The 24,181-nt window shown below is 73.7% G+C and carries 23 protein-coding genes; 11 read left to right on the top strand and 12 right to left on the bottom strand.

Going from position 1 to position 24,181, the window contains the following annotated elements; all coding sequences use genetic code 11:
• The first annotated feature begins 13 nt into the window (after nt 1–13).
• Nucleotides 14–874 (top strand): tyrosinase family protein, encoded by an 861-nt coding sequence (locus OG599_RS01560; protein ID WP_327174086.1) that lies wholly within the window; start codon nt 14–16, stop codon nt 872–874.
• Between the two features lie 96 nt (nt 875–970).
• On the opposite strand, the gene OG599_RS01555 is transcribed toward OG599_RS01560, so the two are convergent.
• The 9 genes from OG599_RS01555 to OG599_RS01515 form a co-directional block, all read right to left on the bottom strand.
• A complete protein-coding gene (locus tag OG599_RS01555) occupies nt 971–1,276 on the bottom strand; it encodes a chaplin (protein WP_327174085.1) in 306 nt (101 codons plus the stop codon).
• Between the two features lie 134 nt (nt 1,277–1,410).
• Entirely contained in the window at nt 1,411–2,571 is a 1,161-nt protein-coding gene (locus OG599_RS01550) for a GNAT family N-acetyltransferase (RefSeq protein ID WP_327174084.1), read from the bottom strand.
• Nucleotides 2,568–3,257: a lipopolysaccharide biosynthesis protein gene (locus OG599_RS01545; RefSeq protein WP_327174083.1), complete on the bottom strand. Its 690-nt coding sequence runs from the start codon at nt 3,255–3,257 to the stop codon at nt 2,568–2,570. The genes OG599_RS01550 and OG599_RS01545 overlap by 4 nt, the downstream gene beginning before the upstream one ends.
• Entirely contained in the window at nt 3,254–4,384 is a 1,131-nt protein-coding gene (locus OG599_RS01540) for a glycosyltransferase (protein WP_327174082.1), read from the bottom strand. Before OG599_RS01540 ends, OG599_RS01545 begins: the two co-directional genes overlap by 4 nt.
• Nucleotides 4,381–5,190 (bottom strand): polysaccharide deacetylase family protein, encoded by an 810-nt coding sequence (locus OG599_RS01535; protein ID WP_327174081.1) that lies wholly within the window; start codon nt 5,188–5,190, stop codon nt 4,381–4,383. The genes OG599_RS01540 and OG599_RS01535 overlap by 4 nt, the downstream gene beginning before the upstream one ends.
• Complete coding sequence (murJ, locus tag OG599_RS01530) at nt 5,180–6,979, bottom strand: murein biosynthesis integral membrane protein MurJ (protein WP_327174080.1); 1,800 nt, start codon at nt 6,977–6,979, stop codon at nt 5,180–5,182. The genes OG599_RS01535 and murJ overlap by 11 nt, the downstream gene beginning before the upstream one ends.
• Entirely contained in the window at nt 6,976–8,385 is a 1,410-nt protein-coding gene (locus OG599_RS01525) for an O-antigen ligase family protein (RefSeq protein WP_327174079.1), read from the bottom strand. Before OG599_RS01525 ends, murJ begins: the two co-directional genes overlap by 4 nt.
• A gap of 2 nt (nt 8,386–8,387) precedes the next feature.
• Nucleotides 8,388–9,878 (bottom strand): exopolysaccharide biosynthesis polyprenyl glycosylphosphotransferase, encoded by a 1,491-nt coding sequence (locus OG599_RS01520; protein WP_327174078.1) that lies wholly within the window; start codon nt 9,876–9,878, stop codon nt 8,388–8,390.
• Nucleotides 9,875–11,005 carry a glycosyltransferase family 4 protein gene (locus OG599_RS01515; RefSeq protein WP_327174077.1) on the bottom strand — a complete coding sequence of 377 codons (1,131 nt, stop codon included), beginning with the start codon at nt 11,003–11,005 and terminating at the stop codon, nt 9,875–9,877. The genes OG599_RS01520 and OG599_RS01515 overlap by 4 nt, the downstream gene beginning before the upstream one ends.
• 823 nt (nt 11,006–11,828) lie before the next feature.
• Here OG599_RS01515 and OG599_RS01510 point away from each other — a divergent pair.
• The 3 genes from OG599_RS01510 (at nt 11,829) to OG599_RS01500 (ending at nt 13,846) form a co-directional block, all read left to right on the top strand.
• Nucleotides 11,829–12,848 carry an endonuclease/exonuclease/phosphatase family protein gene (locus tag OG599_RS01510; RefSeq protein ID WP_327174076.1) on the top strand — a complete coding sequence of 340 codons (1,020 nt, stop codon included), beginning with the start codon at nt 11,829–11,831 and terminating at the stop codon, nt 12,846–12,848.
• A 79-nt stretch (nt 12,849–12,927) separates the two neighbouring features.
• Nucleotides 12,928–13,506 (top strand): hypothetical protein, encoded by a 579-nt coding sequence (locus OG599_RS01505; protein WP_327174075.1) that lies wholly within the window; start codon nt 12,928–12,930, stop codon nt 13,504–13,506.
• Between the two features lie 43 nt (nt 13,507–13,549).
• Nucleotides 13,550–13,846: a hypothetical protein gene (locus OG599_RS01500; protein ID WP_327174074.1), complete on the top strand. Its 297-nt coding sequence runs from the start codon at nt 13,550–13,552 to the stop codon at nt 13,844–13,846.
• 155 nt (nt 13,847–14,001) lie between these two features.
• On the opposite strand, the gene OG599_RS01495 is transcribed toward OG599_RS01500, so the two are convergent.
• On the bottom strand, nt 14,002–15,888 hold the full coding sequence (locus OG599_RS01495) for an ABC transporter ATP-binding protein (protein ID WP_327174073.1): 1,887 nt from the start codon (nt 15,886–15,888) through the stop codon (nt 14,002–14,004).
• A 252-nt stretch (nt 15,889–16,140) separates the two neighbouring features.
• On the opposite strand from OG599_RS01495, the gene OG599_RS01490 reads away from it, so the two are divergent.
• A complete protein-coding gene (locus tag OG599_RS01490) occupies nt 16,141–16,935 on the top strand; it encodes an SDR family NAD(P)-dependent oxidoreductase (RefSeq protein ID WP_327174072.1) in 795 nt (264 codons plus the stop codon).
• Between the two features lie 62 nt (nt 16,936–16,997).
• The gene (locus tag OG599_RS01485) at nt 16,998–17,681 is read left to right on the top strand and encodes a ribonuclease H family protein (protein ID WP_327174071.1); all 684 of its coding nucleotides are present in this window, start codon (nt 16,998–17,000) and stop codon (nt 17,679–17,681) included.
• A 360-nt stretch (nt 17,682–18,041) separates the two neighbouring features.
• Here OG599_RS01485 and OG599_RS01480 read toward each other — a convergent pair whose 3' ends face one another.
• Nucleotides 18,042–18,419 carry an ArsR/SmtB family transcription factor gene (locus tag OG599_RS01480; protein ID WP_327174070.1) on the bottom strand — a complete coding sequence of 126 codons (378 nt, stop codon included), beginning with the start codon at nt 18,417–18,419 and terminating at the stop codon, nt 18,042–18,044.
• Between the two features lie 95 nt (nt 18,420–18,514).
• On the opposite strand from OG599_RS01480, the gene OG599_RS01475 reads away from it, so the two are divergent.
• Complete coding sequence (locus OG599_RS01475; RefSeq protein WP_327174069.1) at nt 18,515–19,765, top strand: MFS transporter; 1,251 nt, start codon at nt 18,515–18,517, stop codon at nt 19,763–19,765.
• Nucleotides 19,766–19,845: 80 nt separating this feature from the next.
• Here OG599_RS01475 and OG599_RS01470 read toward each other — a convergent pair whose 3' ends face one another.
• The gene (locus tag OG599_RS01470; protein ID WP_327174068.1) at nt 19,846–20,493 is read right to left on the bottom strand and encodes a ScbR family autoregulator-binding transcription factor; all 648 of its coding nucleotides are present in this window, start codon (nt 20,491–20,493) and stop codon (nt 19,846–19,848) included.
• A 159-nt stretch (nt 20,494–20,652) separates the two neighbouring features.
• On the opposite strand from OG599_RS01470, the gene OG599_RS01465 reads away from it, so the two are divergent.
• The 4 genes from OG599_RS01465 to OG599_RS01450 all read left to right on the top strand — a co-directional run bounded on the left by OG599_RS01465 (nt 20,653) and on the right by OG599_RS01450 (nt 24,161).
• Complete coding sequence (locus OG599_RS01465; RefSeq protein ID WP_327174067.1) at nt 20,653–21,633, top strand: ScbA/BarX family gamma-butyrolactone biosynthesis protein; 981 nt, start codon at nt 20,653–20,655, stop codon at nt 21,631–21,633.
• Entirely contained in the window at nt 21,627–22,763 is a 1,137-nt protein-coding gene (locus tag OG599_RS01460) for an oxidoreductase (protein ID WP_327174066.1), read from the top strand. Before OG599_RS01465 ends, OG599_RS01460 begins: the two co-directional genes overlap by 7 nt.
• Nucleotides 22,760–23,461 carry an HAD family hydrolase gene (locus tag OG599_RS01455; RefSeq protein ID WP_327174065.1) on the top strand — a complete coding sequence of 234 codons (702 nt, stop codon included), beginning with the start codon at nt 22,760–22,762 and terminating at the stop codon, nt 23,459–23,461. The genes OG599_RS01460 and OG599_RS01455 overlap by 4 nt, the downstream gene beginning before the upstream one ends.
• 82 nt (nt 23,462–23,543) lie before the next feature.
• The gene (locus OG599_RS01450; RefSeq protein WP_327174064.1) at nt 23,544–24,161 is read left to right on the top strand and encodes a TetR/AcrR family transcriptional regulator; all 618 of its coding nucleotides are present in this window, start codon (nt 23,544–23,546) and stop codon (nt 24,159–24,161) included.
• The last annotated feature ends 20 nt before the right edge of the window (nt 24,162–24,181 follow it).

Raw genomic sequence — 24,181 nt, 5'->3', positions numbered from 1 at the left:
GGACAGGTGGAAGGTGTACACGCGAAAGAACCAGCGCGACCTCACCCGGACCGAACGGAAGCGGTTCGTCGACGCCGTGCTCACGCTCAAGCGGTCCGGGCGGTACGACGACTTCGTTGCGACGCACCGCGAGTTCTACGTCACCGACGGGGAGGACCGGCCGCGCGCGGCACACATGACCCCGTCGTTCTTCCCCTGGCACCGCCAGTACCTGCTGGAGTTCGAGCGGGCTCTGCGGGAGGCCGACCCGACGGTCTCCGTGCCGTACTGGGACTGGACCCTGGACCGCTCGCCGGGGGGAGCGCCGTGGACGCCGGACTTCCTCGGTGGCAACGGGCGGGAAGGCGACCGGCAGGTCACCACGGGCCCCTTCGCGTACCAGGAGGGGAACTGGCCCATCAGCAACGGCGTCACCGACGACCTGTTCCTGACCCGTGACCTCGGCCGGCCGGCGGATCCGGTGGCCCTGCCCACCGCGAACGACGTGCGGGGAGCGCTGAACGACCCGCTGTACGACGCCGAGCCGTGGAACAGCGTCAGCCGCACCGGCTTCCGCAACCGGGTGGAGGGATGGGGCATCAGGGGGGCGCGTGCGATCAGCAACCACAACCAGGTGCACCGCTGGGTCGGCGGCGCGATGGCGGGGGCCGGTTCCCCGAACGACCCGGTCTTCTGGCTGCACCACGCGTTCATCGACCGGCTCTGGGACCGCTGGCAGAAGGCCCACCCGGGCTCCGGCTACCTGCCCGCCCGGGAACTCACCGGCGACGATCCGCAACGCGGCCGGGTGTTCGCCCGCAACGAGCCACTGCCGCCCTGGGGGATCGCGCCGTCCGGGCTGCTCGACCACAGCCGCGTCTACCGCTACGCCTGACCCGTACGGTCTCCGGCGGGCGGCGCCGGACGGCACGGCGGCCGGTCTCCCCTCCGGGGATGAGGAGGGGGGACCGGCCGCCGTGTACGAATGCGGTCAGTGACCGTACGCGTCGTGGTCGCCCTCGTAGGCGTCCTCGTGGTCGACGGGCTGCGGCTGGGCCGAGCCGTTGACGCAGGTGTTGCCGAAGGCCGGGTTCAGCAGGCCGACGACGTTGATCGTGTTGCCGCAGACGTTGACCGGGACGTGCACGGGCACCGAGATGATGTTGCCCGAGACGAGACCGGGGGAGCCCGCGGCGACCGCACCGGCCCCGGCGTCGGCCGAGGCGAGGCCGGCGCCGCCGGCGATGAGGGCGCCGGTTCCCGCCAGGACGGCGGCGACCTTCGTGATACGCGACATCAAGAACTCCTATGGAAGAACGTTTCGTTGTGGAGCTGCGGTGCCTTCCGGCCCCGCACTGACTGACAAACGCGGGGAACGGTGGGCGGTAACGGATCAGTGCGGAAGTTCTGGGTACGGCTCCGCCGGATGGCTCAGCGCGCCGCCCCTGTCAGAGCGCTGAACCGCTCGTGCCAGTCCCGCGCCGCGGGGAAGCGCGCCTTCACCGTCCTGGCCGCCCGGTCCCGCGCGGCCACCTGCGCCGCCCGCAGCCGCAGCACCGGTGCGAGCCCCGGCCGGGACAGCAGCAGCCGCTGGTTGACCACCGAGACCGGCTGCCAGTAGCTCTTGTACTGCTCCGCGCCGCGCAGCAGACTCAGCGTCCGCCGCCCGTCGGCAGCCGCCTGCCGGGAGACCTCGCGCAGCAGCAGGGTCGCCACGTCCACCTTCCGCTCCCGCAGCAGAGGGTGCGCGCCGTACAGGTAGCAGCCGGTCAGCGGGCCCGCGTGCAGCGACAGGTTCGCCGCCAGCACCTCCCCGTCCAGCAGGAACTCCGTGAGCGTCGCCCCGCCGTCGCGGACCATCCGCCCCGCGGCGTGCGTCAGATGGGCCGCGAAGCGGGGACGCAGATGCTCGGGGTTGACGCCCCGCCCGCTCCACTGCAACGCGTGCAGCCGCAGCAGATCGCCCACGGTCGCCGGCACCCGCTCGACCGGGACCTCCCGGCACACGACGCCCAGCGCCTCCACCTTCCGGAGCTTGGCCCGCACCCGCTGGGCACGGGAGCCCGACATCTCCTGGGCCAGCGTGGCGAGTGGCGCGGCCGGCAGCTCCATGCAGGTGGAGTCCGCGAACCGGACGCGTGGCCCGGTCCAGCCGGCGAAGAGCCGCTGCGCCAGGGCGTCGGGGCGTACCTCGCGCAGGTCGATCACACTGGAGCCCGCGGCGCGGTGCAGGCCGCGCGCCAGCGCGTCGACCACCGCCCCGGTCTCCGCCTCCCCGTACTCCTCGTCGACGAGGACGTCGAAGAAGTCCGAGATCGCCCCGCCCATGGGCATCAGCACCGGCATCGGCCGGTGGGTGAGGAGCAGCGCCGCGGCGCCGGCCAGCCGCCCGCCGCGCCGCACCAGGACGACCCGGAGATTCGCGTCCTGCCCGTACGACAGCCACCAGGAGTGCAGCCAGGCATGACTCTGGAACGGTGTGGCCGACGAGCAGCGCCGGTGCAGGGCGTCCCACTCGGGCGCGAGCGCGGCGAACTCCCGGCCGTCCCGGCAGAGCGTGACGCTCAGGGGGCCCTTTGGTACGGGTGTCATCGCGCGGGCTCCCGCTCCTCGGGCACCAGGGACTCGGCCTCGTGCGCGGGCCCGGGGACCGGGGCGGCCGGAGCCGGGGCCGGGTGCTCCTCGGGGCGGCGGCGGACGAGGAGCAGCAGCCCGCCGACGAGCCCGCCCGCGCTGCCGCCCACGGCGGCCGAGAGCGGCACGGAGGGCGAGGCCGGGTCGCTCGGCGCGACGGCGTGGGTGAACTGGATCAGTTTCACCCCGGTGTCCTTGGAGACGTGGCCTCCGCTGACGATGAGCGCCTCGACGACCGCGTCCGCGATCTCCGCCGCCTGCCGGGGCCGGCGGGCCGTGCCGGTGACCGCGATCATCGGCGAGTCGGGGGAGGTCTCCGCCCGGACGTGGCCGCGCAGCTTGCGCAGCGGTTCGCCCGCGGCACCCTGCGCGTAGCCGAGGGTCGCGTCGCCGGTCGCCAGCCGGCCGTACGACTGCGCGTACCCGAGCGCCGCCGTCGGATCGGTGGTCTTCGTCGCCGCGACGGTCATCGCGTACCCGGTGGCCTCGTAACTCTTCGGCGCGAGCAGGCCGTAGGAGATCCCGCAGGCGGCGCCCAGCAGGGCGCAGGCGGGCAGCGGCCACCAGACGGGCGGGCGGAGAGCGGAGCGGAGCCTGCGGGCCCGTCCGGGAGCGGCCTGGTTCTGGGCGGGGGTTTCGGTCATGACTCTGCTCTTTCCAGGGGACGGGACGTGGCGAGGACGTGGCGGTACACGTCCATGAGGTGGTGGCTGCTGCGCCGGATGTCGTACGCGGCGACGGCGGTGGGCGGGGGAAGACGCGGAGGGCCGAGATCCGCCAGACTCCGCAAGGAGGAGGCGAGTTCGGTGGGATCGCCGGAGATCCGGCGGGCGCCGGGGGAGCTGCCGGCGGGCAGGTCGTCGAGCGCGGGACAGGCCTGGTGCAGCACGTGCAGTCCGGACGCGAGCGCCTCCACGACGGCCAGCCCGAACGACTCCTCGCGGGAGGCCGAGACGAACACGTCGACCGCGCCCAGCACCGCGGGCACGTCGGGGCCGGGCCCCGAGGCGTCGCACGCTCCGAGGAACCGGACGCGGTCCGCCGCGCCGAGCCGCCCGGCCAGAGCTCGCAGCGACGCGAGCTCCGGCCCCTCCCCGGCGAGCACCAGCCGCACGCCGGGCAGCGCCGCGACGGCCCGCACGAGGACGTCGAACCGCTTGCCCGGGACCAGCCGCCCCACGCCCCCGACCACGAAGGCGTCCTGGGGGAGGCCGAGGAGGGCACGGGTGGCGCGCCGGGACTCCGCGTCGAACCGGAACGCCCGCGCGTCGATGCCGTTCGGCACCAGGTGGATGCGCTCCTCGGGCACGCCCCACTCCCGCAGCCGGCCGGCCACGGTGGGGGAGACCGCGACCGTCGCGGACCCCAGCCGCTCCGTGCCCAGGTAGAGCGCGCGGGTACCGGCGGTGAGCGGGCGGCCCTCGATCTCCGCGTGCCCCAGGGAGTGTTCGGTGGACACACCGGCGCGGACCCCGGCCAGTCTCGCGGCGATCCTGCCGTAGACGCAGGCCCGGTAGAGATGGGTGTGCACGAGGTCGTACGCTCCCCGGCGCACGAGCCGGGTGAGCCGGCCCACCGCCCGCAGGTCGCGGTTTCCCGCCATGCCGAGATGGGTGACGCGCACCCCGTCGGCGCGCAGCCCTTCGGCCACCGCTCCGGGGTTGGTGAGCGTCACCACGTCGCAGGAGACCGGCAGGTGACGGATCATCAGGCGCAGTTGCTGTTCCGCACCGCCGATTCCCAGGCCCGTGATGACATGCAGGACTTTCACCGGCGGGCCTCCGCGAGCGGACCCGAGGGCACCGGCCCCGAAGGCGTGCGGCCCGCCCGGTGGCGCATGTGGTGCCGCAGCTCCTTCGCGCGCAGCCGCAAGCCCTGGTCGGCGTGGCTGACATGGGTACGCGGAAGCGCGAACTCGCCCACGAGAGTGCCGGGTTGCAGGGCGCAGCCGTACGCGTACCCCGCCTCGCGCACCGAGTCGAGCACCCGCTGGTCGGCGTAGCCGTACGGGTGGCAGAAGCCCTCCGGGGAGGTCCCGGTGAACTCCCGGACCAGCTCGCGGCTGCGCCGGGTCTCCGCGTGGAGCTCCTCGTCGGGCAGCGCCGTCAGGTCCCGGTGACAGAGGCCGTGGGAACCGATCTCCATTCCGGCGCGCGCGAGCCGGCCGATCTGCGCGTGGGTGAGGAGCGGCTTGCGCGGGCCCTTCGGGTCCCACTCGTTGGTTCCGCCGTCGCGGCCCGGCAGGACGAAGACGGTGGCGGTGAAGCCGTACCGGCGAAGCACCGGCAGGGCCTCGTCCACGAAGTCCGCGTAACCGTCGTCGAAGGTCAGGCCCACCAGGCCGCGCCTGCCCCCGGCGTGCGCGCGCAGCAGGGTCCCCACCGCCACTCCCGTCAGCCGGCGGCCTCGCAGCCAGGCCAGTTGGGCGTCCAGGCGTTCGGGGGAGACGGTGATCCCGTACGGGTCGTCCGTGGGGTCGCCCACCGAGTGGTAGGTCCAGATCCACGGCCGGGCGGCGGCCGGGCGAGGACGGGCGGAGCGGGGTGCGGCGACTCGCGCCGACGGGTCAGTTGCCATGGAGAAACCTCTGTCGGGTCAGGGCCAGCAGATGGACGACTTCGGGAACCCGGCACACGCGTCCGGTGAGGAGGAAGACGGAAGGCACGAGGACGCATCCCGCCGCGAGGCCCAGGAGGGGATCGGTGACCACGCCCGCCGATCCCCAGCCGGCCGCGGCGGCGACGGCGGCCGGCACCGCCAGGCGGAGGAGGGAGAGGCTCACGGCCCGTACCTCGATGGCGACCACCCGGGAACCGAGCCCCTGGAGGAGGAGCGCCGCCGTGACGGTGATCCCCACCGCGTTCGCGGCGGCGATGCCGAGAACGCCGTAGGAGTACGTCACGGCGAAGCCGGTACCGGTCGTGACGACCAGCCCGGTCGCCATCGCGAAGCCGGGGTACCAGGTGGGGCGCCCGGAGGAGAAGAACGGCCGGCCGAGCGCGCCGACCAGGCAGTGGCCGAGGAGACCGAGCGCGTAGACCCGCATCACCCCGGCGGTGGCCCGGGTGTCCTCCGCGCCGAACGCCCCGCGCTGGAAGAGGACTTCGATGATCTGCGGGGCGTACCCGACGACCATCGCGGTGCCGAGCAGGACCACCAGCGCGGCCAGCGCCAGATCGCGCTCGACCCGCAGCCGGGCGCTCTCCCGGTCGCCGTCCGCCATCGCCTGCGCGACCACGGGGAAGGTCACCGTGCAGATCATCAACGACAACACCATCGGCATCTGCGCGACCTTCTGCGCGTAGTTCAGGTGCGAGATGGAACCGGCGGGCAGCGTGGAGGCGAGGAACCGTTCCACCAGGACCTGCGCCTGACGGCAAACCACGAAGAGCAGCACGGGCGCGAGCACGGCGGCACCGGGCAGCCGTGGGGCGGAGCGCGGCGCGCCGGATACGGCGGTGGCGTCGGCCTCCAGGAGCTCCGGGAGCTCCGGGAGCTTCGCGCGCCCGCCGCGCTCGCGGGTGAGGACCCGGGAGCAGAAGGAGGGGATCTGCACCAGGACCATCAGTACGCTGCCCGCCGCCACCCCCACCGCCGCCGCCCGCACCCCCCACACCGCGTGCAGACCCAGGGTCGTCGCGATGATGCCGACGTTGTACGCGACGTAGACGGCGGCCGGAGGGCCGAAACTCCCGTGCGCCCGCAGCGCCGCGCTGAAGTATCCGGTGACCCCGAAGGTGAGCACCGTGACGGCGGTCAGCCGGGTGCAGTCCACGGCCAGCCGGGGATCCGCCAGCCCGGGGGCCAGCATCCGGACCACCCAGGGAGCGCCCGCGAACAGCAGCGCGGCGCCCCCGGCCAGCAGGGTGAAGAGCCTCGGGAGGGTCGCCGCCACGAACGCGCGGACCGGCTCCTCGGGGGCACCGAACGGCCCGGCGAGCCCGGCCGGGGCCGCCCGGCGGGCCAGTACCTGGCTGAACGCCGGGACCAGCAGCAGCGCCATCCCGTCCTCGATGAGCAGCGTCGCCGCCATCTCCGGTACGGTCCAGGCGACCAGGAACGCGTCGCTGTCGCCGCCCGCGCCGAAGAAGTGGGCGACGGTCTGGTCGCGGAGCAGCCCCAGCACGGCACCGACCAGCGTCAGCCCCGCCGTCGCCGCGGCGGCGCGGGCCAGGAACCGCGACAGCACCGGGGAGGAACGGCGGGACGCCGCCTCTTCGGTGGCTACGGTGTCACCCGCCGGCCCCCCGGGCACCGGCAACCCCGGCTCGGGGTGGGGCGCCCGGCGGGGCGCCGCCACGCCGGGCCCCTCCGCTCCGGGCGGCGGCCCGGCCGAAGGGCCGGCCCCGGTCGTGGTGTCGCTCACGCGTCGGCCACCTCGTCCGGGACGGTCAGCGCCCACCACGCTCCCAGCCCCAGCACGACGCCCGTGAGCACGGTCGTGGGCCCGCCGATGTCCGCGTACAGGAAGTCGACGGTCTGCCACACCACCAGCCCCACGGCCACCAGCCCGCAGTCGATCGCGCCGGCCCGCCGCCGACGGGCGAGGAAGAGGGCGCGCACCGACGCCACGAGCACCGCCAGCCAGCCGCCCACGACGGTGACGAAACCGATCAGCCCCTGCTCCCCGAGGACCAGCAGATACATGTTGTGCGGGGACAACAGGGTCTGCCTGCGGAAGCCCTGACCGGCCCCCTCCGTGTCGCTGCCGGAGGACAGGCCGATCGAGGCGTGGCCGTCGCGGAACTCCGGGAAGCCCTTGAGGCCGACGCCGGTCGCCGGCCGCTCCCGCCACATGCTCCCGGCGGCCTCCCACAGGGTGTACCGGTCGTTGACGGAGCGGTCGGGGGCCCGCGCCACGTCGGTGACGCTGGAGAGCCGCTCCCGGACCATGTCGGAGCCGATGCCGAACCCGCCGACCAGGACCACCGACAGCGCGCCCAGGACCAGCAGCGACCGGGTCGCCGTGCGCCGCCCGGTCAGCACCACGACCGTGAGCGCGGCCAGCGCCGTCGCGATCCACGAGCCCCGGCTGAAGGAGACGGCGAGGGCCACGACCAGTCCGGCGGTGACGAGGAGCGCGCAGGGGCGCAGCCAGCGGCGGACGGAGGCGGGCGGGCAGAGCGCGTACGGGACGGCGGCGAGCAGTCCGTACGCGACGACCGTCGCCATGCCCATGATGTCGCCGGGGCCGAAGGTCCCCACCGCGCGGACCTCCTCGCCCATGTAGGAGGCTCCGGTGCCGGTGGCGAACTGGCGGACGCCGACGAACCCCTGGACCAGGGCGAGCAGGACGAGCGCCGCGGTCAGGAGCCGGAAGCCGCGCGCGTCCCGGATGGTCAGGCACACGGCGAGCGGCACCAGGACGAATACCTGGAGGTAGCGGACGAGGCCGGGGAGCGCCGCCACCGGGTCCGAGGCGGTGACGGTCGCCACGGCGAGCCCGGTGACCGTGAGACCGGCGATCAGCACCGCGCCCGTCGGCAGCGGGCGCACCCGCCGGGCCAGCAGCCGCCCCAGGCAGCACAGCACCGCCACGCCCGACGCGAGGTCGGCCGGAAGCGCCCCTTGGGAGTCGGGAGTTCCGGCGCCCGGGACGGGGAGGGCGAGCAGCAGGACGGTCGCCACCAGCGGCAGCAGGGTCCAGAGGTCCAGCGCCCCGGCGGGTGGTGCCGCCTTCACCGGAGGGGCCGGTGGGGCCGGTGGCGCGGCGGGTACGCGCGACGCGACGGGGGCGGGCGCGACCGGGGCTTCGGTCGTGGGGGGTGTCATGCTCAGCTGCCTCCGCACCGGAAGAGGGAGAGGACGGTGCGGGCGAGCACGCACACGTCCTGCCAGAGTGACCAGGTCTCGATGTACCGGTTGTCGAAGCGGGCGCGGTCCTCGATCGAGGTGTCGCCGCGCAGACCGTTCACCTGGGCGAGCCCGGTGATGCCCACGGGCATCCGGTGGCGCGCCTGGTAACCGGGGTGGATGGTGCTGAACTGGGCTGCGAAGAAAGGGCGTTCGGGGCGCGGTCCGACCAGGCTCATGTCCCCGCGCAGCACGTTCCACAACTGCGGCAGTTCGTCCAGGGAGGTACGGCGGAGCGCCTTGCCGACCGCGCTCATCCGCCGGTCGCCCGCGACGTTCCACCGGGTGGCCGACTCGTGGGCGTCGGCGGGCCGGAGCGTACGGAACTTCAGGAGGGTGAACGGCCTTCCGTGCAGGCCGAGTCGCTCCTGCCGGAAGAGCACCCCCGGCCCGTCGCAGAGCCGTACCGCGCACGCGCAGGCCAACAGCGCGGGGGAGGCGGCCAGCAGGGCGACGGAGGCGAGGACGAGGTCCATCGCGCGCTTGGCCGCATGGGAGAAGGGGCGCCGGTGCGCGGCGAGCAGGCGGTGCGCGGAGTACCCCCACAGATGGTCGGGACGCGCGGGCCGGTGCTCCGGCATCGCACCGGTCGCCGGAGGCTCGATCAGCCACATGCGGCAGCCGTGTCCGGTGAGGAGGGAGAAGAGCTCGGTGCCCTCGGGGGTCGCCGCCGGGTGCTCGGTGAAGAGCACGTGCCCCACCCGCTTGCGCACGACGGTCCGGCCCACCTCTTCCCGGGTGCGCAGCACCGGGGTCCTGCCCGCCGCTCCGTCGTCCGCCGCCGGGCCCGCGTCCGCCGCGCGCAGCGCCACCCGGCCCACGGCCCGCAGGCCGTACTCGGTGCGGTCGCGGAGGGCGGTCGCGGCACTGCGGGCGAGCGGTCCGGATCCCACGACGAGGGTCGGCCGGGGGTGCCGGGCCGCGGCACGCGCACCGGCCCGGTACAGCACACCGCGCGCGACACAGCAGAAGAGCGTCTGCACCCCCACCGCGCAGAGCAGGGTGGTCCAGCCGATCGCGTAGCGGGTGTCGTGCGTGGTGAGGGTCTCGGCGGTCACGAACCACTGGAGCAGCGTCAGCCCGAGGACCGCCGGGAACTCGGCCGCCGCCGAGCGGGACAGCCGGGGCCGGTACAGGCCGCGGGAGGAGTGGAGCAGTACCTGCGCGGCCGCCTGGACCGCGAAGACGGCGACCGGCCAGCGGGGAGCGGGCCCCACCGCCGGGGCGAGGGTCGCGACGAGAGCGTCGGCACCCATGAGCAGCACCGTCAGCCGGTGCCGGCCGACCTGCCGGACGACCGGCTCGGAGTAGCGCCGGACCGGGCCGCCGCGTGGTCGATGGACGGTGGAAGAAGCTGGGGACAGCGTGGTCGCCCGGGCAGTGCCCGGGAGTGATGCACTCTCCGTCGTCATCGCTCGGTGCGCTCTCTCGTCGTGGTGCCGGACGGGTGGACAAGTTCCTGGTAGAGGCGGGTGACCTCCGCGGCGGTCCTGCGGACGTCGAAGACCGCACGGGCGTGGAGCTGGGCGGCGCGGCCGAGTTCCGTACGGAGCGCGGGGTCGGACAGCAGGGCGGTGAGCGCGGCGGCCAGGGCCGCCGGGTCGTCCGGCGGGACGAGGCAGTGGGCGTCCTGTCCGGGCGGCAGGCTCTCCCGGGCGCCGGCCACGTCGGTCATCAGCACCGGCCGGCCGCACGCCATCGCCTCCAGCGGCGCGAGGGCCATGCCCTCCCACCGCGAGGGCAGGACGACGGCGTCGGCCGCGTGGATCCAGGGGCGGACGTCGTCGGCCGACCCGGCGAACAGCACGTCGGCCGGGGCCGTTTCGCGCAGCCGGGCCTCCTCGGGCCCGCTGCCCACCAGGGCGAGCCGGCCGGTCCCCGGACGCATCGCGCGCCACGCCTCCAGCAGGACGTCCTGGCCCTTCTGCCGGCTCAGGCGGCCGACGCAGACCAGCAGGGGCGGCCCGTCGGGGAGGCCGAGGGCGGTCCGGGCGGCGGCCCGCTCCCGGAGCCCGGCCGGCCGGAAGTGGCCGAGATCGATGCCGTTGTGGATCACCGACCAGCGGGCCGCGATGCCCGCCCGCTCGCCCGCCCGGCGCTCGCAGTCGCTGACACAGAGCACCCGGTCCGCCCAACGGGCGCCGAAACGCTCCCACTTCACCGCGGAAGCGGCGGTTCCTCCGTGTACCGCCTCGAACGACCAGGCGTGCGGCTGGAACACGGTCGGAATCCGGCCGCGTACCGCCATACGGCCCGCGAGACCGGCCTTCGCGCTGTGCGCGTGCACCACGTGCGGGCGGTGCTCCCGGACCAGGGAGCGGGCTCCGGCGATCTCGCGGGCCAGCCCGAGGCCGGGGTCGCGTACGGCCCACCAGCCGTGGACCTCCGCCCCCGCGGCGGACGCCAGCGCGGCCAGCGGGCCGTTCGGCGGACACCCGACGACGGGCCGGAGTCCGGCGCGGACCTGCGCCCGCACGAGATCGACGACGACCCGGGCGACGCCGCCCTCCACAGGCTGAACGAGATGAAGGATCTTCAACAGAATTGCTCCGGGGTGACGTTCTCGCGGCGCCTTCGGCGGTCTTCGTACTCACCCCCGCATGACCGGTCGAAAAAGTCGTATGACCGATCGAGAAGGTGTGCGCATGCGTTCTGTGTGGTTTCCGGGGAGCGGTGCTGAGCGCTCACCCTTCCGGGCAGGTTTGTTCGTGTCGCGCTTTTGCGCGAGAGTGGAAAATGAGTTAAACCGAACTGCACTTTGACAGACTGTCAGCCGGAATGTGTGGATGACTCGCTCGTGCGACCAGCCGCGCCGGACCCGAATGCCACACGTCGCTGACCTGTACGCATGCTCCGAGCGCCGGGTCCCGTAAGCGCGGAAACGTTCCGGCCGGAGGTGCGGGGAGATGCTTCCTCACCCTTTCGCCCGATGGGTGTTCCGCTTGTTCACCCGGCCTTTCCGTGCAGGGCCTTCCGCGCAGGGATTTTTCCGCCGGAGGGGGCGCGGGGAACGGTCCGTGTGCGGGACGCCGTTCGCATTCGTGGCGGTGGCCGCCCGGTGACTTCCCGGCGTTCCGTGAATCCAGTCCTTCCGGCCGAACGGACCGGTCGTCGATTCGGTGAAAGGGCCGTCCCGATTCCACCGTTCACCACGGAGTGCCGGCCCCCCGGCGGAACCGGAGGGGGTCCGGCCGCGTCGTCCTCCGGTACGACCCGGAACCGGAGGACGGAGTCGTACGCCGGACCGGGCCACCCGCGCGACGTTCAGGGCTCCGGCGATCCCGTACGGACCTGGCCGTGTCTGCCCCTTCCCGCCGGGCGGGCGATCCGACGCGCATGGTCAGATACGACCCAGGAGAACGATGCAACCGGCAGAGACCCCCGCGCCCGCGCCCCCGGGCGTTCCGGCGGCCCACCCGTCCGCACCGGCCCGCCGGAGGTGGTGCCGCCCCGGACGCGGGAAGACGGGGGCGGTGCTCGCCGCGGTGGCCGCCGCGCTGCTCGCCGTGCCCCGGCTGGTCCCCAACACCCCCGGCCGGCTGGGCAGTCTGCTGGAGACCCTGCTGCCCTGGCTCGGCCTCGCGGTGCCGGTACTCCTCTGTGCCGGGCTGCTGCGAAGAGCACCGGTGGCCGTGATGGCCGCGCTGCTGCCCGTCCTCGTCTGGGGCATCCGGTTCGGCGGCCTCTTCCTCACGGGGACGGAGGACTCCGGCGGCCTGGTCGTGGTCCAGCACAACGTCAGCGACGAGAACGCCGACCCGGCGGGGACGGCGGCGGCGCTGAACCGGAGCGGGGCGCGGATCGTCGCGCTGGAGGAACTCACCGGGCAGGCCCTGCCGGTGTACGCGCGGGCCCTCGCGCCGCGTTTCCCGTACCACGGAGCGAGCGGCACCGTGGGGCTCTGGTCGGCCTACCCCCTGACGGACGTGCGCCCCGTGGACATCAGGCCGCACGGCATCGCAGAGGGCTGGAACCGGGGCCTGAGGGCCACCGCGCACACCCCGGACGGCGACCTCGCCGTGTACGTCGCTCACCTGCCGTCCATCCGCCTCGGCGCGACCGGCCTGCGCTCCGGCCCCCGGGACGAGAGCGCCGCCCTTCTCGCCGCCGTGATCCGGGACGAGCCGCTGGAGCGGCTCCTCCTGCTCGGCGACCTCAACAGCACCGTGGACGACCGGGGACTGGGCCCGCTCCGCGCACACCTGGACGCCCCCGGCTCCGGAGTCGCGTTCAGCTGGCCCGCGTCCTTCCCGGTGGCCCGTATCGACCAGGTCCTCGCGCGGTCCGTCCGCGTCACCGGCATACGCACCCTCCCCGCGACCGGCAGCGACCACCTGCCCGTCGTCGCGTACGTCGACCTCGGGGCCGCGGGCGCTGAGTAGCCGTACTCATGCGGACGGAAGTGTCCCGCAGGACCATGACGGGTCATCACGTCGACGTGGACGCACACCGGGGGGCACCATGGTGAAGTCCGTGGGCGGGAAGGTCGTGCGCGCGGCCGTCGCCGTCGCCGTTCTGGCGGGTTCGGTGGCGCTGCCGTACGCCATCGAGGTGCCGCTCACCATCGTCCTGGGGGTGGGGGCCGTGATCGCCTGCCTGCTCTGGCTGCGACTCCTCCTGACTCTCCCCTGGAACCTCTACTTCCGAGCCCGCTCCGTCCTCGCCGAGATCGCCGTCAGCCGGGACGAGGGCCTGGTGATCAGCCAGGCCCGGGACGACGAGGCGGCACGGATCGCACGGATGACGCTGGGGGCGGCGGTGGCCGGCCACGCCGTCACCGCCCTGCTGGTCCTCGCGGCCACCCTCGTCCTCGGCGGCAGGGCGGGCTACTGGGTGGCCGCCTTCTACCTGCTGAGCACCTTCTTCCGCCCCGCGGGCGCGTACTTCGCCCAGCTGCGGTTCCTGCGGCTGCTGCGCGCCGATCACGGCAGCGGGGTGGTCCGACCTCTCCTCCCGGTGTCCGGGGGCGTCCGGCCGCCGCCCCCGGCACGGTCTCACCCGGTGTCCTCGCTGAGTACGCGGATGCCCCGGACTGAGTAGCCCGGCGCATCCGAGGGCCGGGCGCCGCTGGTCGGATGGGACCATGCCCACCCCGTCGCGCCCCCGCCCCCGTGCCCGCATCCGCCACGTCACCGTGGCCGGCTCCGCTCTGGCCGGGGCTCTCCTCCCGCTCGTCGCCGGCGTGCTGCTGGCGAAGGTGGCCGCAGGCGATCCGATGAGCTCGGTGAACGCCCTGATCACCCGCACCGGACCCGGCAGCCCGGTCCCGCCCTCACAGTGGCGCGGCTGCGGCCGTGCGGTGCTGCGCCGGAGCGGGGAGGGCCGCTCGGTGAGCGGCGCCGCAAGGGGCGTACGCGGGGTGCGGGCCGGACGCGGCTGACGCGGGGCCGGCCCCTGGGAGGGGGACCGCTCGCCCCGGACCGGGGACGAGCGGCCGCCCCGTCGTCCGAGGCGGCGAACGGGCCGTGACCGGCGCTCAGGTGGGGGTACCACCGGGGGGCAGCGGTCCGACACCCTGTCGCCGCCGTACGCCGGTCACCCCACCGCGTGCGGCGCGGTGTCCGGGCGCTCGAACTGGGTGCGGTACAGCTCCGCGTACCGTCCTGCGGCGGCGAGAAGCTCCTCGTGGGTGCCACGTTCGACGATCCGCCCGGCCTCGACGACCAGGATCTGGTCGGCCGCGCGCACCGTCGAGAGCCGGTGGGCGATCACCAGCGCCGTCCGGCCCTCCAGGGCTTCGGCCAGCGCCTCCTGGACCGACGCCTCCGAGGTGGAGTCGAGGTGCGCGGTCGCCTCGTCGAGGATCACCACGCGCTGACGGGCCAGCAGCAGCCGGGCGATGGTCAGCCGCTGCCGCTCGCCGCCCGAGAGCCGGTAGCCGCGCTCCCCGACCACCGTGTCCAGGCCGTCCGGGAGCGAGGCCACCAGCCCGTCGAGCCGCGAGCGGCGCAGGGCGTCCCAGATCTCCTCCTCGGTGGCCTCCGGCCGGGCCAGCAGCAGATTGGCCCGGACCGACTCGTGGAACAGGTGTCCGTCCTGGGTGACCATGCCGATCGTCTCGCGCAGCGAGTCGGCGGTCAGGTCGCGGACGTCCACGCCGTTCAGCCGGACCGCCCCCGCGTCGGCGTCGTACAGCCGGGGGAGCAGCTGCGCGATCGTCGACTTGCCCGCCCCCGACGAGCCGACCAGGGCGACCATCCGGCCCGGCCGCGCCGCGAAGGACACGTCGTGCAGCACCCGGTCGCCGCCCCGGTCGTCGAGCGTGGCGACCGCCTCCAGCGAGGCGAGGGAGACCTTGTCGGCCGACGGGTAACCGAACGAGACGCCGTCGAACTCCACCGAGACCGGCCCGTCCGGCACCCGCCGCGCGTCCGGCTTCTCGGCGATCAGAGGTTTCAGGTCCAGGATCTCGAAGACGCGCTCGAAACTGACCAGGGCGCTCATCACCTCCACCCGCGCCCCGGCGAGGGAGGTGAGCGGGGCGTACAGGCGGGTCAGCAGGAGGGCCAGCGAGACCACGGCACCGGGTTCGAGCGTGCCCTGCTGGGCGTAGTGGCCCCCGAGGCCGTAGACCAGCGCGAGCGCCAGCGCGGAGACCAGGGTGAGGGCGGTGATGAAGCCGGACTGCGCCATGGCCGTCCGGACGCCGATGTCCCGCACCCGCAGGGCCCGGGCGGCGAACTCGGCGGACTCGTCGGCGGGCCGCCCGAACAGCTTGACGAGGGTGGCGCCCGGCGCCGAGAAGCGCTCGGTCATCTGCGTCGCCATCGCAGCGTTGTGCGCGGCGGCCTCCCGCTGCAGCGACGCCATCCGGGCGCCCCGGCGACGGGCCGGTACGACGAACACCGGCAGCAGCACCAGGGCGAGCAGCGTGATCCGCCAGGAGATGCCGAGCATCACGGCGAGCGTCAGGACCAGGGTCACGACGTTGGCGACCACGCCCGAGAGGGTGTTGCTGAACGCCCGCTGGGCCCCGATGACGTCGCTGTTCAGCCGGCTCACCAGCGCCCCCGTACGCGTACGGGTGAAGAAGGCCACCGGCATCCGCTGGACGTGGTCGAAGACGGCCGTCCGCAGGTCCAGGATGAGCCCCTCGCCCAGGTTGGACGACAGCCGGCGGGTGAGCAGTCCGAGGGCCGCGTCGGCCACCGCGATGAGCGCGATGAGCAGCGCGAGACGGACGACGGTGTCGCTTTGGCCGCCCTGCACGATCGCGTCGACCACCTTGCCCGCGAGGACCGGTGTGGCCACCGCGAGCAGGGCTCCCGCCACACTGGCGGCCAGGAACCGCACCAGCCGGCGGCGGTGCGGGCGGGCGAATCCGGCGATGCGGCGCAGGGTCGCCCCGGAGAACGGCCGGCGGTCGCGCTCGGCGTTCATCACACTGTGCAGCGACGACCAGGCGGTGAATTCCATGTCCATACAAGGGGCTCCGGGTTCTTCCGACCGACGGACGGCCCGCAGGGGGCCCGTGGACAGGAAAATAGGACCTCAACCATTGTTGAGGTCAAGGGGGTTCATCGTCGCGCCCGCCGCCGGTCCCTGTCGCGCGGACGCGCCGGGCCCGATCCGGTACGGGACCGCGCCGCCCGCTCCGGAAGCGGTCCGCCCGGCGCGGTGCGACCGTGGACACGGTGCCGCTCCGGCACCCGAACCGGCGGAAAGGACCACGAGGTGCGTATCGACCTGACGGGCAAGAAGGCCGTCGTCACCGGATCGTCGCAGGGAATCGGCCTCGCCATCGCCTCCGGCCTCGCCGCCGCGGGCGCCTCGGTGGTGCTGACCGGCCGCGACGCGGACCGGCTGGAGTCGGCGACGCGGACCCTGCGGGACGGGGTGGCGGACGCGGACGTCGAGAGCGTCGCCTGCGACCTGGTCACCGAGGAAGGGGCCGAGCGGCTCCAGCAGGCCGTCCCCGAGGCCGACGTGCTCGTCAACAACCTCGGCATCTTCGGAGCGCGCCCGCCGCTGGAGATCACCGACGGGGAATGGCGGACGTACTTCGACACGAACGTCCTCAGCGCGGTCCGGCTGATCCGCCGCTACCTGCCCGGGATGACCGGCCGGGGCTGGGGCCGGGTGCAGAACATCGCGAGCGACTCGGCGCTCGTCGTACCCGCCGAGATGATCCACTACGGGATGTCCAAGACCGCCCTGCTCGCGGTCTCCCGGGGCTTCGCCAAGGAGGCGGCGGGAAGCGGGGTGACGGTCAACTCGGTGATCGCCGGCCCGACACACACCGGAGGCGTCGAGAAGTTCGTGTACGAACTCGTGGACGAGGACCTGCCCTGGGACGAGGCGCAGCGCGCGTTCATGCGCCTGCACCGGCCGCAGTCACTGCTCCAGCGCCTCATCGAACCCGAGGAGATCGCCAACCTGGTGGTCTACCTCAGCTCGACCCAGGCCTCCGCCACCACCGGTGCGGCGGTCCGGGTGGACGGCGGGTACGTCGACTCGATCGTGCCCTGACCGCTGCCGGGGTCCGGGTACGCGCGGCCGGAGCCGTTCTCGGAGGCTGGCATGATCGAGGTATGGACGAGAGCATCATCGCCGCGTGTGACGGGGCGTCGAAGGGCAACCCCGGGCCTGCCGCCTGGGCGTGGGTGGTCGCGGACGCGCAGGGGCGCCCGCAGCGCTGGGAGGCGGGACCACTGGGCACCGCCACCAACAACGTCGCCGAGCTGACCGCCCTGCGCTCGCTGCTGGAGTCGACCGACCCCTCGGTGCCGGTCGAGGTGCGCATGGACTCCCAGTACGCGATGAACGCCGTGACCAAGTGGCTGCCGGGCTGGAAGCGCAACGGCTGGAAGACCTCGGGCGGCAAGCCGGTCGCCAACCAGGAGCTGGTCGTCCGCATCGACGAGCTGCTGACCGGCCGCGCGGTTCGTTTCCAGTACGTCCCCGCCCACCAGGTCGGCGGGGACCCGCTGAACGCGCTGGCGGACCAGGCCGCGAGCGAGGCGGCCGTGTCGCAGCTGCCCGCCGGCACGGCCCACGGGACGGCCGCCCTGCCCGAGCCCGCCCCGTCCAGGGCGGTGAAGAGCCCGCCCGGGAAGAGCACGAAGGCCGCCACGGGCGGCGCCCGTACGGGGGCCACGATCCGGGCGAAGTTCGCCGGGCGGTGCCGCTGCGGCAAGCCGTACGCGGCCCAGGAGATGATCGCGAAGAACCCGGCGGGCTGGGGCCATCCGGAGTGCCGCACCGACGCGGCCTGAGACGTTCTCCGGCCCGGCGGTCCGCCGCCGGGCCACCACGCGGGGTCGGGGATGCCCCTCGGGCGTCCTGACCGTCCGCATCCGTCGCATCCGGTGGTCCTCACCCGCCGCATCCGCCTCACCCGCCGCATCCGGTGGTCCGCCCGGCCGGCGGTCCGCTTCTGCGCGGCGAGACCGCTTCCGCGCGGCGGCGCAACGTTTCCCCGGGTACGTAACCCCGGTTTCCCGTCGTCCCTGCGACGGCCCGGTCCCTGCGAGGCCCCCGAGCACGACGCGGTCCTGGGCCGCGCGCCCCGGCGCCCGGCGTGCGGTGCCCGGCGTGCGCCGGGGGCGCGGGCGGTCAGGTCCGGTCCGTTCAGTTCAGGACTCGGGGGTCCAGGCCGCGACGAGCTCCAGCAGACCGGGGAACCGGGCATTGAGGTCGTCGACGCGTACCTGGCTGCGGCGTTCGAGTCCGTACTGGCGCTGGCGCGTGACCCCCGCCTCCCGCAGCGCCTTGAAGTGGTGCGTGAGCGACGACTTGGGCCGGTCGAGGCCGAACCAGCCGCAGGTGTGGTCGAACCGCTCCGACTCCAGCAGGAGCTTCTGGATGATCGTCAACCGCAGCGGATCGCTGAGCGCGCCGAGGACGGTTTCCAGGCGCAGCTCGCCCACCGCCGGCTCCGGGAGCGGTTCGGGCAGGTCAGGGGGTTCGGGGAGCACCCTGATGACGGGGTTGGCGCCCGTGGCCGAAGGCATAGGCAACTCCTTATGACGCGATTCCTATGTACGAGTTCAATCGTACTGCATGCTAAGTTCGACTCAGCTCGTACTTGAGAGTCGGGAGGAACGTCATGTCCGAGACTCGGACCACACCTGTCCAGGCGGTCGACGGAAGAGGGCAGAACGGCACCGCCGGGGCCGGTGCCCCGCTGTGGTGGGTGTGGCTGGCCGCGTGGCCCGTCACCGCGGTGTTCGTGCTGTCGAACGCGGCCACGCCGCTGTACGTGCTGTGGCAGCGCGACATCGGATTCTCCAAGGGCACCCTGACCGTGGTGTTCGCGTTCTACATCGTCGGCCTGCTCGGATCGCTCCTGGTCTGCGGAGTCGTCTCGGACCGCCTGGGGCGCAAGCCCGTACTGCTCCCGGCGCTGGCGCTCGGCCTGGCGGCTTGCCTGATCTTCGCCACCGCCTCCTCCGTGGCGGCGCTGATCGTGGCGAGGCTGTTCACCGGGATCGCCGTCGGTGCGGTCGTCTCGGCCGGCATGGCCGCGGTGACCGACGTGGCGGGGCCCGAGCGCAAGCGGATCGCCGCTCTGCTCGCCTCCTGCGCGATGGTCTTCGGGGCCGGGCTCGGCCCGCTGCTGGCCGGTGTGCTGTCCGAGACGCTGCCCGCCCCGACCGTGACCGTGTTCGTGGTCGAGGCCGTGGTGCTGGTCACCGCGGTGCTCGTCGTGACGCGCATGCCGGTCCGCCGCCCCGTGGCCCCCGCCAAGGGGGCCTGGGTGCGGGTGCCCGGGGTTCCGCGCGGCAAAGGTCGTGAACTCACCCTGGGGATCGCCGTGTTCGCCCCCGGTATCACCGCAACGTCGTTCGTGCTGTCGCTCGGACCCTCGCTGCTGTCCGGCCTGCTCGGCACGACCAGCAGGATCGTCGCGGGGGCCATGGCGTTCGCGATGTTCCTCACGGCCACCGGCGTGCAGTTCGCGGTGCAGCGGCTGAGCCGGCCGGCCATTCTCATGGCGGGCGCGGCGAGTACGGCCGTGAGCATGATCACGCTGATCGTCGCCGTGCACACCTCCTCCGTGGCGGTCCTCATCGCCTCCGCGCTGCTCGCCGGTGCGGGGCAGGGGATGGGCCAGCTCGGAGGGCTGTCGCTGCTCAACTCCAGCGTCCCGCCGCGGCATCTGGCAGAGGCCAACGCGGCGCTCAACGTGGGGGGTTACATCCCGGCGGGCATCCTGCCCGTCTCCGCGGGATACCTCAGCGACGCGGTGGGGCTGACCAGCGGGGCGACGACCTTCGGTGTCGTACTGCTGGGTCTCGCGGTCGCCGGCGGCCTGGTGGTCGTCGGCAGCCGGAACCGCGTGGCGGAGCCCGCCTGACGGATCGCCTCGGACGAAGGCGCTCCCGGGGGGAGTGGTGCACCGCCGCCGGCGGTGCACCACTCCCCCCGGGAGCACTCTCATTCGGAGCGGATCGCGCGGAACAGCAGATCGCCCAGCGACTGCCAGCGCTGCACGACGTCCGCGCGGCCGCTGAGGACGTCGGACACGTGCTGGGACCCGAAGAACGCGGAGACCAGGGCGCGCGCGGCCTCGTCGGGGGCGATACCCGGTCGCAGGTCGCCCGCATCGAGCGCGGAGGTCAGCAAGGACGACAGGAGGGTGATCCAGTCGACGTACGGCGTCGGCAACTCGGCGTCTATGTGGGGCCGTTCGATCTGCAGTCGGGCGCCGGCCTGCACGATGACATCGCTCTCGAAGGCGAGGGCGGCCAGTTCCAGCATCCGCGCGGCGGTGTCGAGCGGGCCGAGGCCCTCGCCGGTGACCTCGTCGAGCAGGCGCGGCCAGCGTGCGTAGTGCTCCTCCACGATCGCCACCGCGAGTGCTTCCTTGGTCGGGTAGTGGAAGTACACCGCTCCCTTCGTCATCTCGACCCTGTCGGCCACGTCCTTGACCGAGGTCTGCTGGAAACCGCGTTCGCTGAAGAGCTCCGCCGCGCCGATCAGCACGCGTAGGCGCGTGCGGGCCGAGCGTTCCTGCTTGGGGTCCGAACCTCTCCTGGAGGGGATCGCCCGGGAGGCGAAGGCTGTGGACTGCGGCTCTGGCATGGAAACCGTCCTTGGCGGGTGTGGCGCATGTGGGCGTGGCGGAAAACGACCTGTCAATATACCTTCCCGAAGGTATATTTCTCGTCATCGCGCCACGTGTTGCGTCGGGACGATACCGGTGCGTGGCTTCCACGGCGACCAGGAAGGAAAATCGCGAGCGTGCACGTCATACCTGGACTTGAGATACCTGCCGGCCACCACCCCGGGCCGGAGCACCACTGGAAGGGAATGAACTTCGACCACTTCGTTCCGCGCGAATCCGTCCACAAGTCGGCAGACACGGAAGTACTCCTGACGGACGCACTGCTCCTCGACGACGGAAGCATCGCGGTCGCCGCCCGCTGGCGCCGCAGCCACTACCTCGGCCACCGCGGCGCGTGCGCCGCCGACCCGGTGCTGCTCGCTGAGACCGCGCGGCAGACCGCGATCTACCTGTCCCACCGCTTCTTCGGCATCGGGCACGGCTCGGCCTTTGTTCTGAGCGAGCTCTCCGTGGATCTGGACGAAGCGCTCCCGCCGGTCGGCACGGAGCCCCTCGCGGTCGGGCTCCACGGCGTATGCCGCGGCCCCGCCGCCGGTGAACGGCGCCTGCGCTTCGAGCTGGAGGCGGACGTGCTGGCCGGTTCCCGGCGGTTCGGGCGGGTGCGGGTGCGCTGGGAGCCCATGGACCCCCGTCGCTACGCCGTGGTGCGCACGCGTGGGGGAGGGCGGCACGGACAGGGGCTCGACGGGCAGCCGGTGCCCCGGGTGTGCGCAGGCTCCTCCGAGCGCGACGTCCTCATCGACGGCGACCCGCTCCGGCCGGACGTGTGGTGGCTGCGTCTGGACCTGGAACACGGCGTGCTCTTCGACCACGAGTCCGACCACGTGCCGGGCATGGCTCTGATGGAGGCGTTCCGGCAGGCGGGCGCCGCCGCGGCGGGCGGCGGACCCCGGACGGACGGAACGGCCCTGCTCGCCGTGGAGTTCAAGGCATTCGGCGAACTGGACGCCCCCGTGTCGATCACCGCGGAGCCCGCGGGGCTGGACGGGACGGCGCTCACGCTCCGCGCCTGCCAGGGCGACCGGGAACTCGCGTGCGCCCGGGTGCGATTCGGAGCGGGCGAGCCCTCCCCGGCCCGGCGGGGGACGACGTGCTGACCGGCCGGCACGCCACCGCCGGGGAACGGGACGTACGGAGCACGCTCGCGGCGGCGGCGCGCCGGGACGCGTGGGGCGCCGAACAGCGCCGCAGGCTCGGCCCGGAAGTCGCCGCCGCCCTGGCCGACGCGGGGTTCCCCCGCCACTTCGTGCCCACCCGGTGGCGGGGCACGGCGGGGAGTTTCGCCGGACTGCTCGCCGACGCCTCGGCCGCGGCGGAGAACTGCGCCGCCACGGGATGGTGCGCCGCGCTGTACGCGGCCCACGGCAGGCTGGCCGCCTACCTTCCCGAACAGGGGCAGCGCGACCTCTGGGCGCAGGGCCCGGACGTGCTCATCGCCGCGTCCGTCGTTCCGCCGCAGGGCAGGGCCGAGGCGGTGTCCGGCGGCTGGCGTCTGGACGGGCAGTGGCGCCTGGCCAGCGGTGTCGACCACGCGGACTGGGTACTGCTCGCGTCCTGGACGCCGGGCCCCGGGGGGCCCGAGCACCGCATCTTCGCCGTGCCGCGCGCGGCGCTCTCCGTACAGGACACCTGGTTCTCCGTCGGCCTGCGGGGGAGCGGCAGCAACAGCGTCACCGCGGAGGGCGTCGTCGTACCCTCCCACCGCTCCTTCCCGCTGAGTGCGCTGCTGAGTGCACTGCCCGGCGCGGCCCGCTGCCACCGCGTCCCGTACCCGATGGTCGCCGCGCTCATCTTCGCGGCGCCGGTGCTCGGGGCGGCCCGCGCGGCGCTGCGGGCGTGGACGGCCGAGTGCGTCCAGGCGGTACCGCGCAGGGCGGAACACGTGACCCTCCTGGCGCGGGCGTCGGCGCAGATCCACGCCGCGGGCCTGCTGCTCGCCTGCGCGGCGGAGCGCGCGGACCGGGGCGAGATCACCGCGCTCACGGTGGCCGAGAACCGTCGCGACGCCGCGACGGCGGCACTGCTGTGCCGGGAAGCGGTCGACGAGCTCTTCCACGCCTCGGGCATGCGAGGCCAGAACCCCGACAGCCCGGTGCAGCGCGCCTGGCGGGACGTCACCACGGCCGCTGGGCACGGGGCGCTCGCGGTCGGGAGCGCGGCCGACGCCTACGCGGACGCGGTACTGAGCCGGGAGGAGCACGCCCGGGACGGCGGGGGTGCCGGATGACGGCCGTGGAGCGGAAGGGGCCGGCGCTCGCGTTCTTCGACGTCGACGAGACGGTGATCGCGGCCAAGAGCATGGTGGCGTTCAGGGAGTACTGGCTGGCGGAGACGGACCCCTCGCGGGCCGAGGCGGAGGCCTCCGCCCTGCGGGCCGCGGCGCGGTCCGCACCGGATCGCGAGGCGCTGAACCGGTGGTACTACCGGCGCTACTCCGGTGTCGCCCTGGCAGACCTCGAAGCGGCGGGCCGGCTCTGGTACGACACCTACCGCCGGGGGGCCGCGGCGTTCGTCCTCGACTCCGTGGAAGCCCTCGCCGGGCACCGGCTGGCGGGCCGCGAGGCCGTGCTGGTGTCGGGGTCGATGCACCCGGTCCTGGCCCCGCTCGCCCAGGAGTTGGGGGTCGCGACCGTGCTCTGCACCGAGCTGGAGGTGGGGGCCGACGGCGTGCTGACCGGGGAGGTGCTCCGGCCGATGATCGGCGAGGCCAAGGCGGAGGCCGCGATCCGGGCCATGCGGGAGCGCGGAGCCGACCCGGGCGACTGCTTTGCCTACGGCGACCATGAGAGCGACCTGGCCCTGCTCCGCGCCGTGGGCAGGCCGGTGGTGGTGGGCACGTCCGAGGTGCTGAACAGGGAGGCGGAGCGCTCCGGTTGGACGGTCCTCCCGGGCCGGCTGGGGCGCCTTCGGGCGGAGAGCTTTTGAGACCTCGGAAGGCGCGATTCCTATAAACGAATCCTTTCTGATGGTATGTATGGGATTTCATCAGTAGGGAGGGGCGCAGAAGATGGCCATACAGGAACGGGCGCGGCGCACGCGGGAAAAGGTACTGACGGCCGCGGCCGAGGAGTTCGCCGCCCAGGGGTACAGCAGAGCGACGCTCAGCGCCGTGGCCGAGCGCACCGGGATGACGAAAGGTGCGCTCTACGGGCACTTCTCCTCGAAGAAGTCACTGGCGGGAGCACTGATCGACGAGGCGCGCCAGGTCTGGGCGCACCTGCGGGCCGAGCATGACACCCCGGGTGTCGACGGCCGGAGCGTCCTGGAGAGCGTCGTCATCGGCTTCGCCCGCCGGCTCCAGTCGGACGTGCGGCTGCGTGCCGCCGTCCGCCTCGCGTCCGAGTGCCCGGCTTTCGGGAGCGCCTTCGCCGATGTGCAGAACGCCCTTATGACCTTGGTGCGCCGGGCGCAGCGCGACAGCGGATTCCCCGCGTACTCGCCGCGCCTCGTCGCCCATCTGCTGATGACGATGATCTACGGCCTGCTGCACGCACCCGCCCAGAGCGGCGAGCGCGGGGGGATGCCCGTCGTGGAACCGCTCTGGCGGCTCCTCTTCGCGGCGTTGTCCGCCGACCAGGTGCCGGTGGCGGGGCTCGGAGAAGAAGATGCCGTTTCGGGTGCGTAAAAAATACCTTCGAGAACGAA

The organism is Streptomyces sp. NBC_01335 (assembly GCF_035953295.1).
Lineage (GTDB): Bacteria > Actinomycetota > Actinomycetes > Streptomycetales > Streptomycetaceae > Streptomyces.
This window is presented reverse-complemented; position numbering and strand designations above follow the sequence as displayed.

Coding starts and splice junctions, on each gene's coding strand:
- OG599_RS01555 (WP_327174085.1), bottom strand. CDS start 1,276: ATGTCGCGTATCACGAAGGTCGCCGCCGTCCTGGCGGGAACCGGCGCC.
- OG599_RS01550 (WP_327174084.1), bottom strand. CDS start 2,571: ATGACACCCGTACCAAAGGGCCCCCTGAGCGTCACGCTCTGCCGGGAC.
- OG599_RS01545 (WP_327174083.1), bottom strand. CDS start 3,257: ATGACCGAAACCCCCGCCCAGAACCAGGCCGCTCCCGGACGGGCCCGC.
- OG599_RS01535 (WP_327174081.1), bottom strand. CDS start 5,190: ATGGCAACTGACCCGTCGGCGCGAGTCGCCGCACCCCGCTCCGCCCGT.
- OG599_RS01525 (WP_327174079.1), bottom strand. CDS start 8,385: ATGACACCCCCCACGACCGAAGCCCCGGTCGCGCCCGCCCCCGTCGCG.
- OG599_RS01520 (WP_327174078.1), bottom strand. CDS start 9,878: ATGACGACGGAGAGTGCATCACTCCCGGGCACTGCCCGGGCGACCACG.
- OG599_RS01510 (WP_327174076.1), top strand. CDS start 11,829: ATGCAACCGGCAGAGACCCCCGCGCCCGCGCCCCCGGGCGTTCCGGCG.
- OG599_RS01505 (WP_327174075.1), top strand. CDS start 12,928: ATGGTGAAGTCCGTGGGCGGGAAGGTCGTGCGCGCGGCCGTCGCCGTC.
- OG599_RS01500 (WP_327174074.1), top strand. CDS start 13,550: ATGCCCACCCCGTCGCGCCCCCGCCCCCGTGCCCGCATCCGCCACGTC.
- OG599_RS01495 (WP_327174073.1), bottom strand. CDS start 15,888: ATGGACATGGAATTCACCGCCTGGTCGTCGCTGCACAGTGTGATGAAC.
- OG599_RS01485 (WP_327174071.1), top strand. CDS start 16,998: ATGGACGAGAGCATCATCGCCGCGTGTGACGGGGCGTCGAAGGGCAAC.
- OG599_RS01480 (WP_327174070.1), bottom strand. CDS start 18,419: ATGCCTTCGGCCACGGGCGCCAACCCCGTCATCAGGGTGCTCCCCGAA.
- OG599_RS01475 (WP_327174069.1), top strand. CDS start 18,515: ATGTCCGAGACTCGGACCACACCTGTCCAGGCGGTCGACGGAAGAGGG.
- OG599_RS01470 (WP_327174068.1), bottom strand. CDS start 20,493: ATGCCAGAGCCGCAGTCCACAGCCTTCGCCTCCCGGGCGATCCCCTCC.
- OG599_RS01455 (WP_327174065.1), top strand. CDS start 22,760: ATGACGGCCGTGGAGCGGAAGGGGCCGGCGCTCGCGTTCTTCGACGTC.
- OG599_RS01450 (WP_327174064.1), top strand. CDS start 23,544: ATGGCCATACAGGAACGGGCGCGGCGCACGCGGGAAAAGGTACTGACG.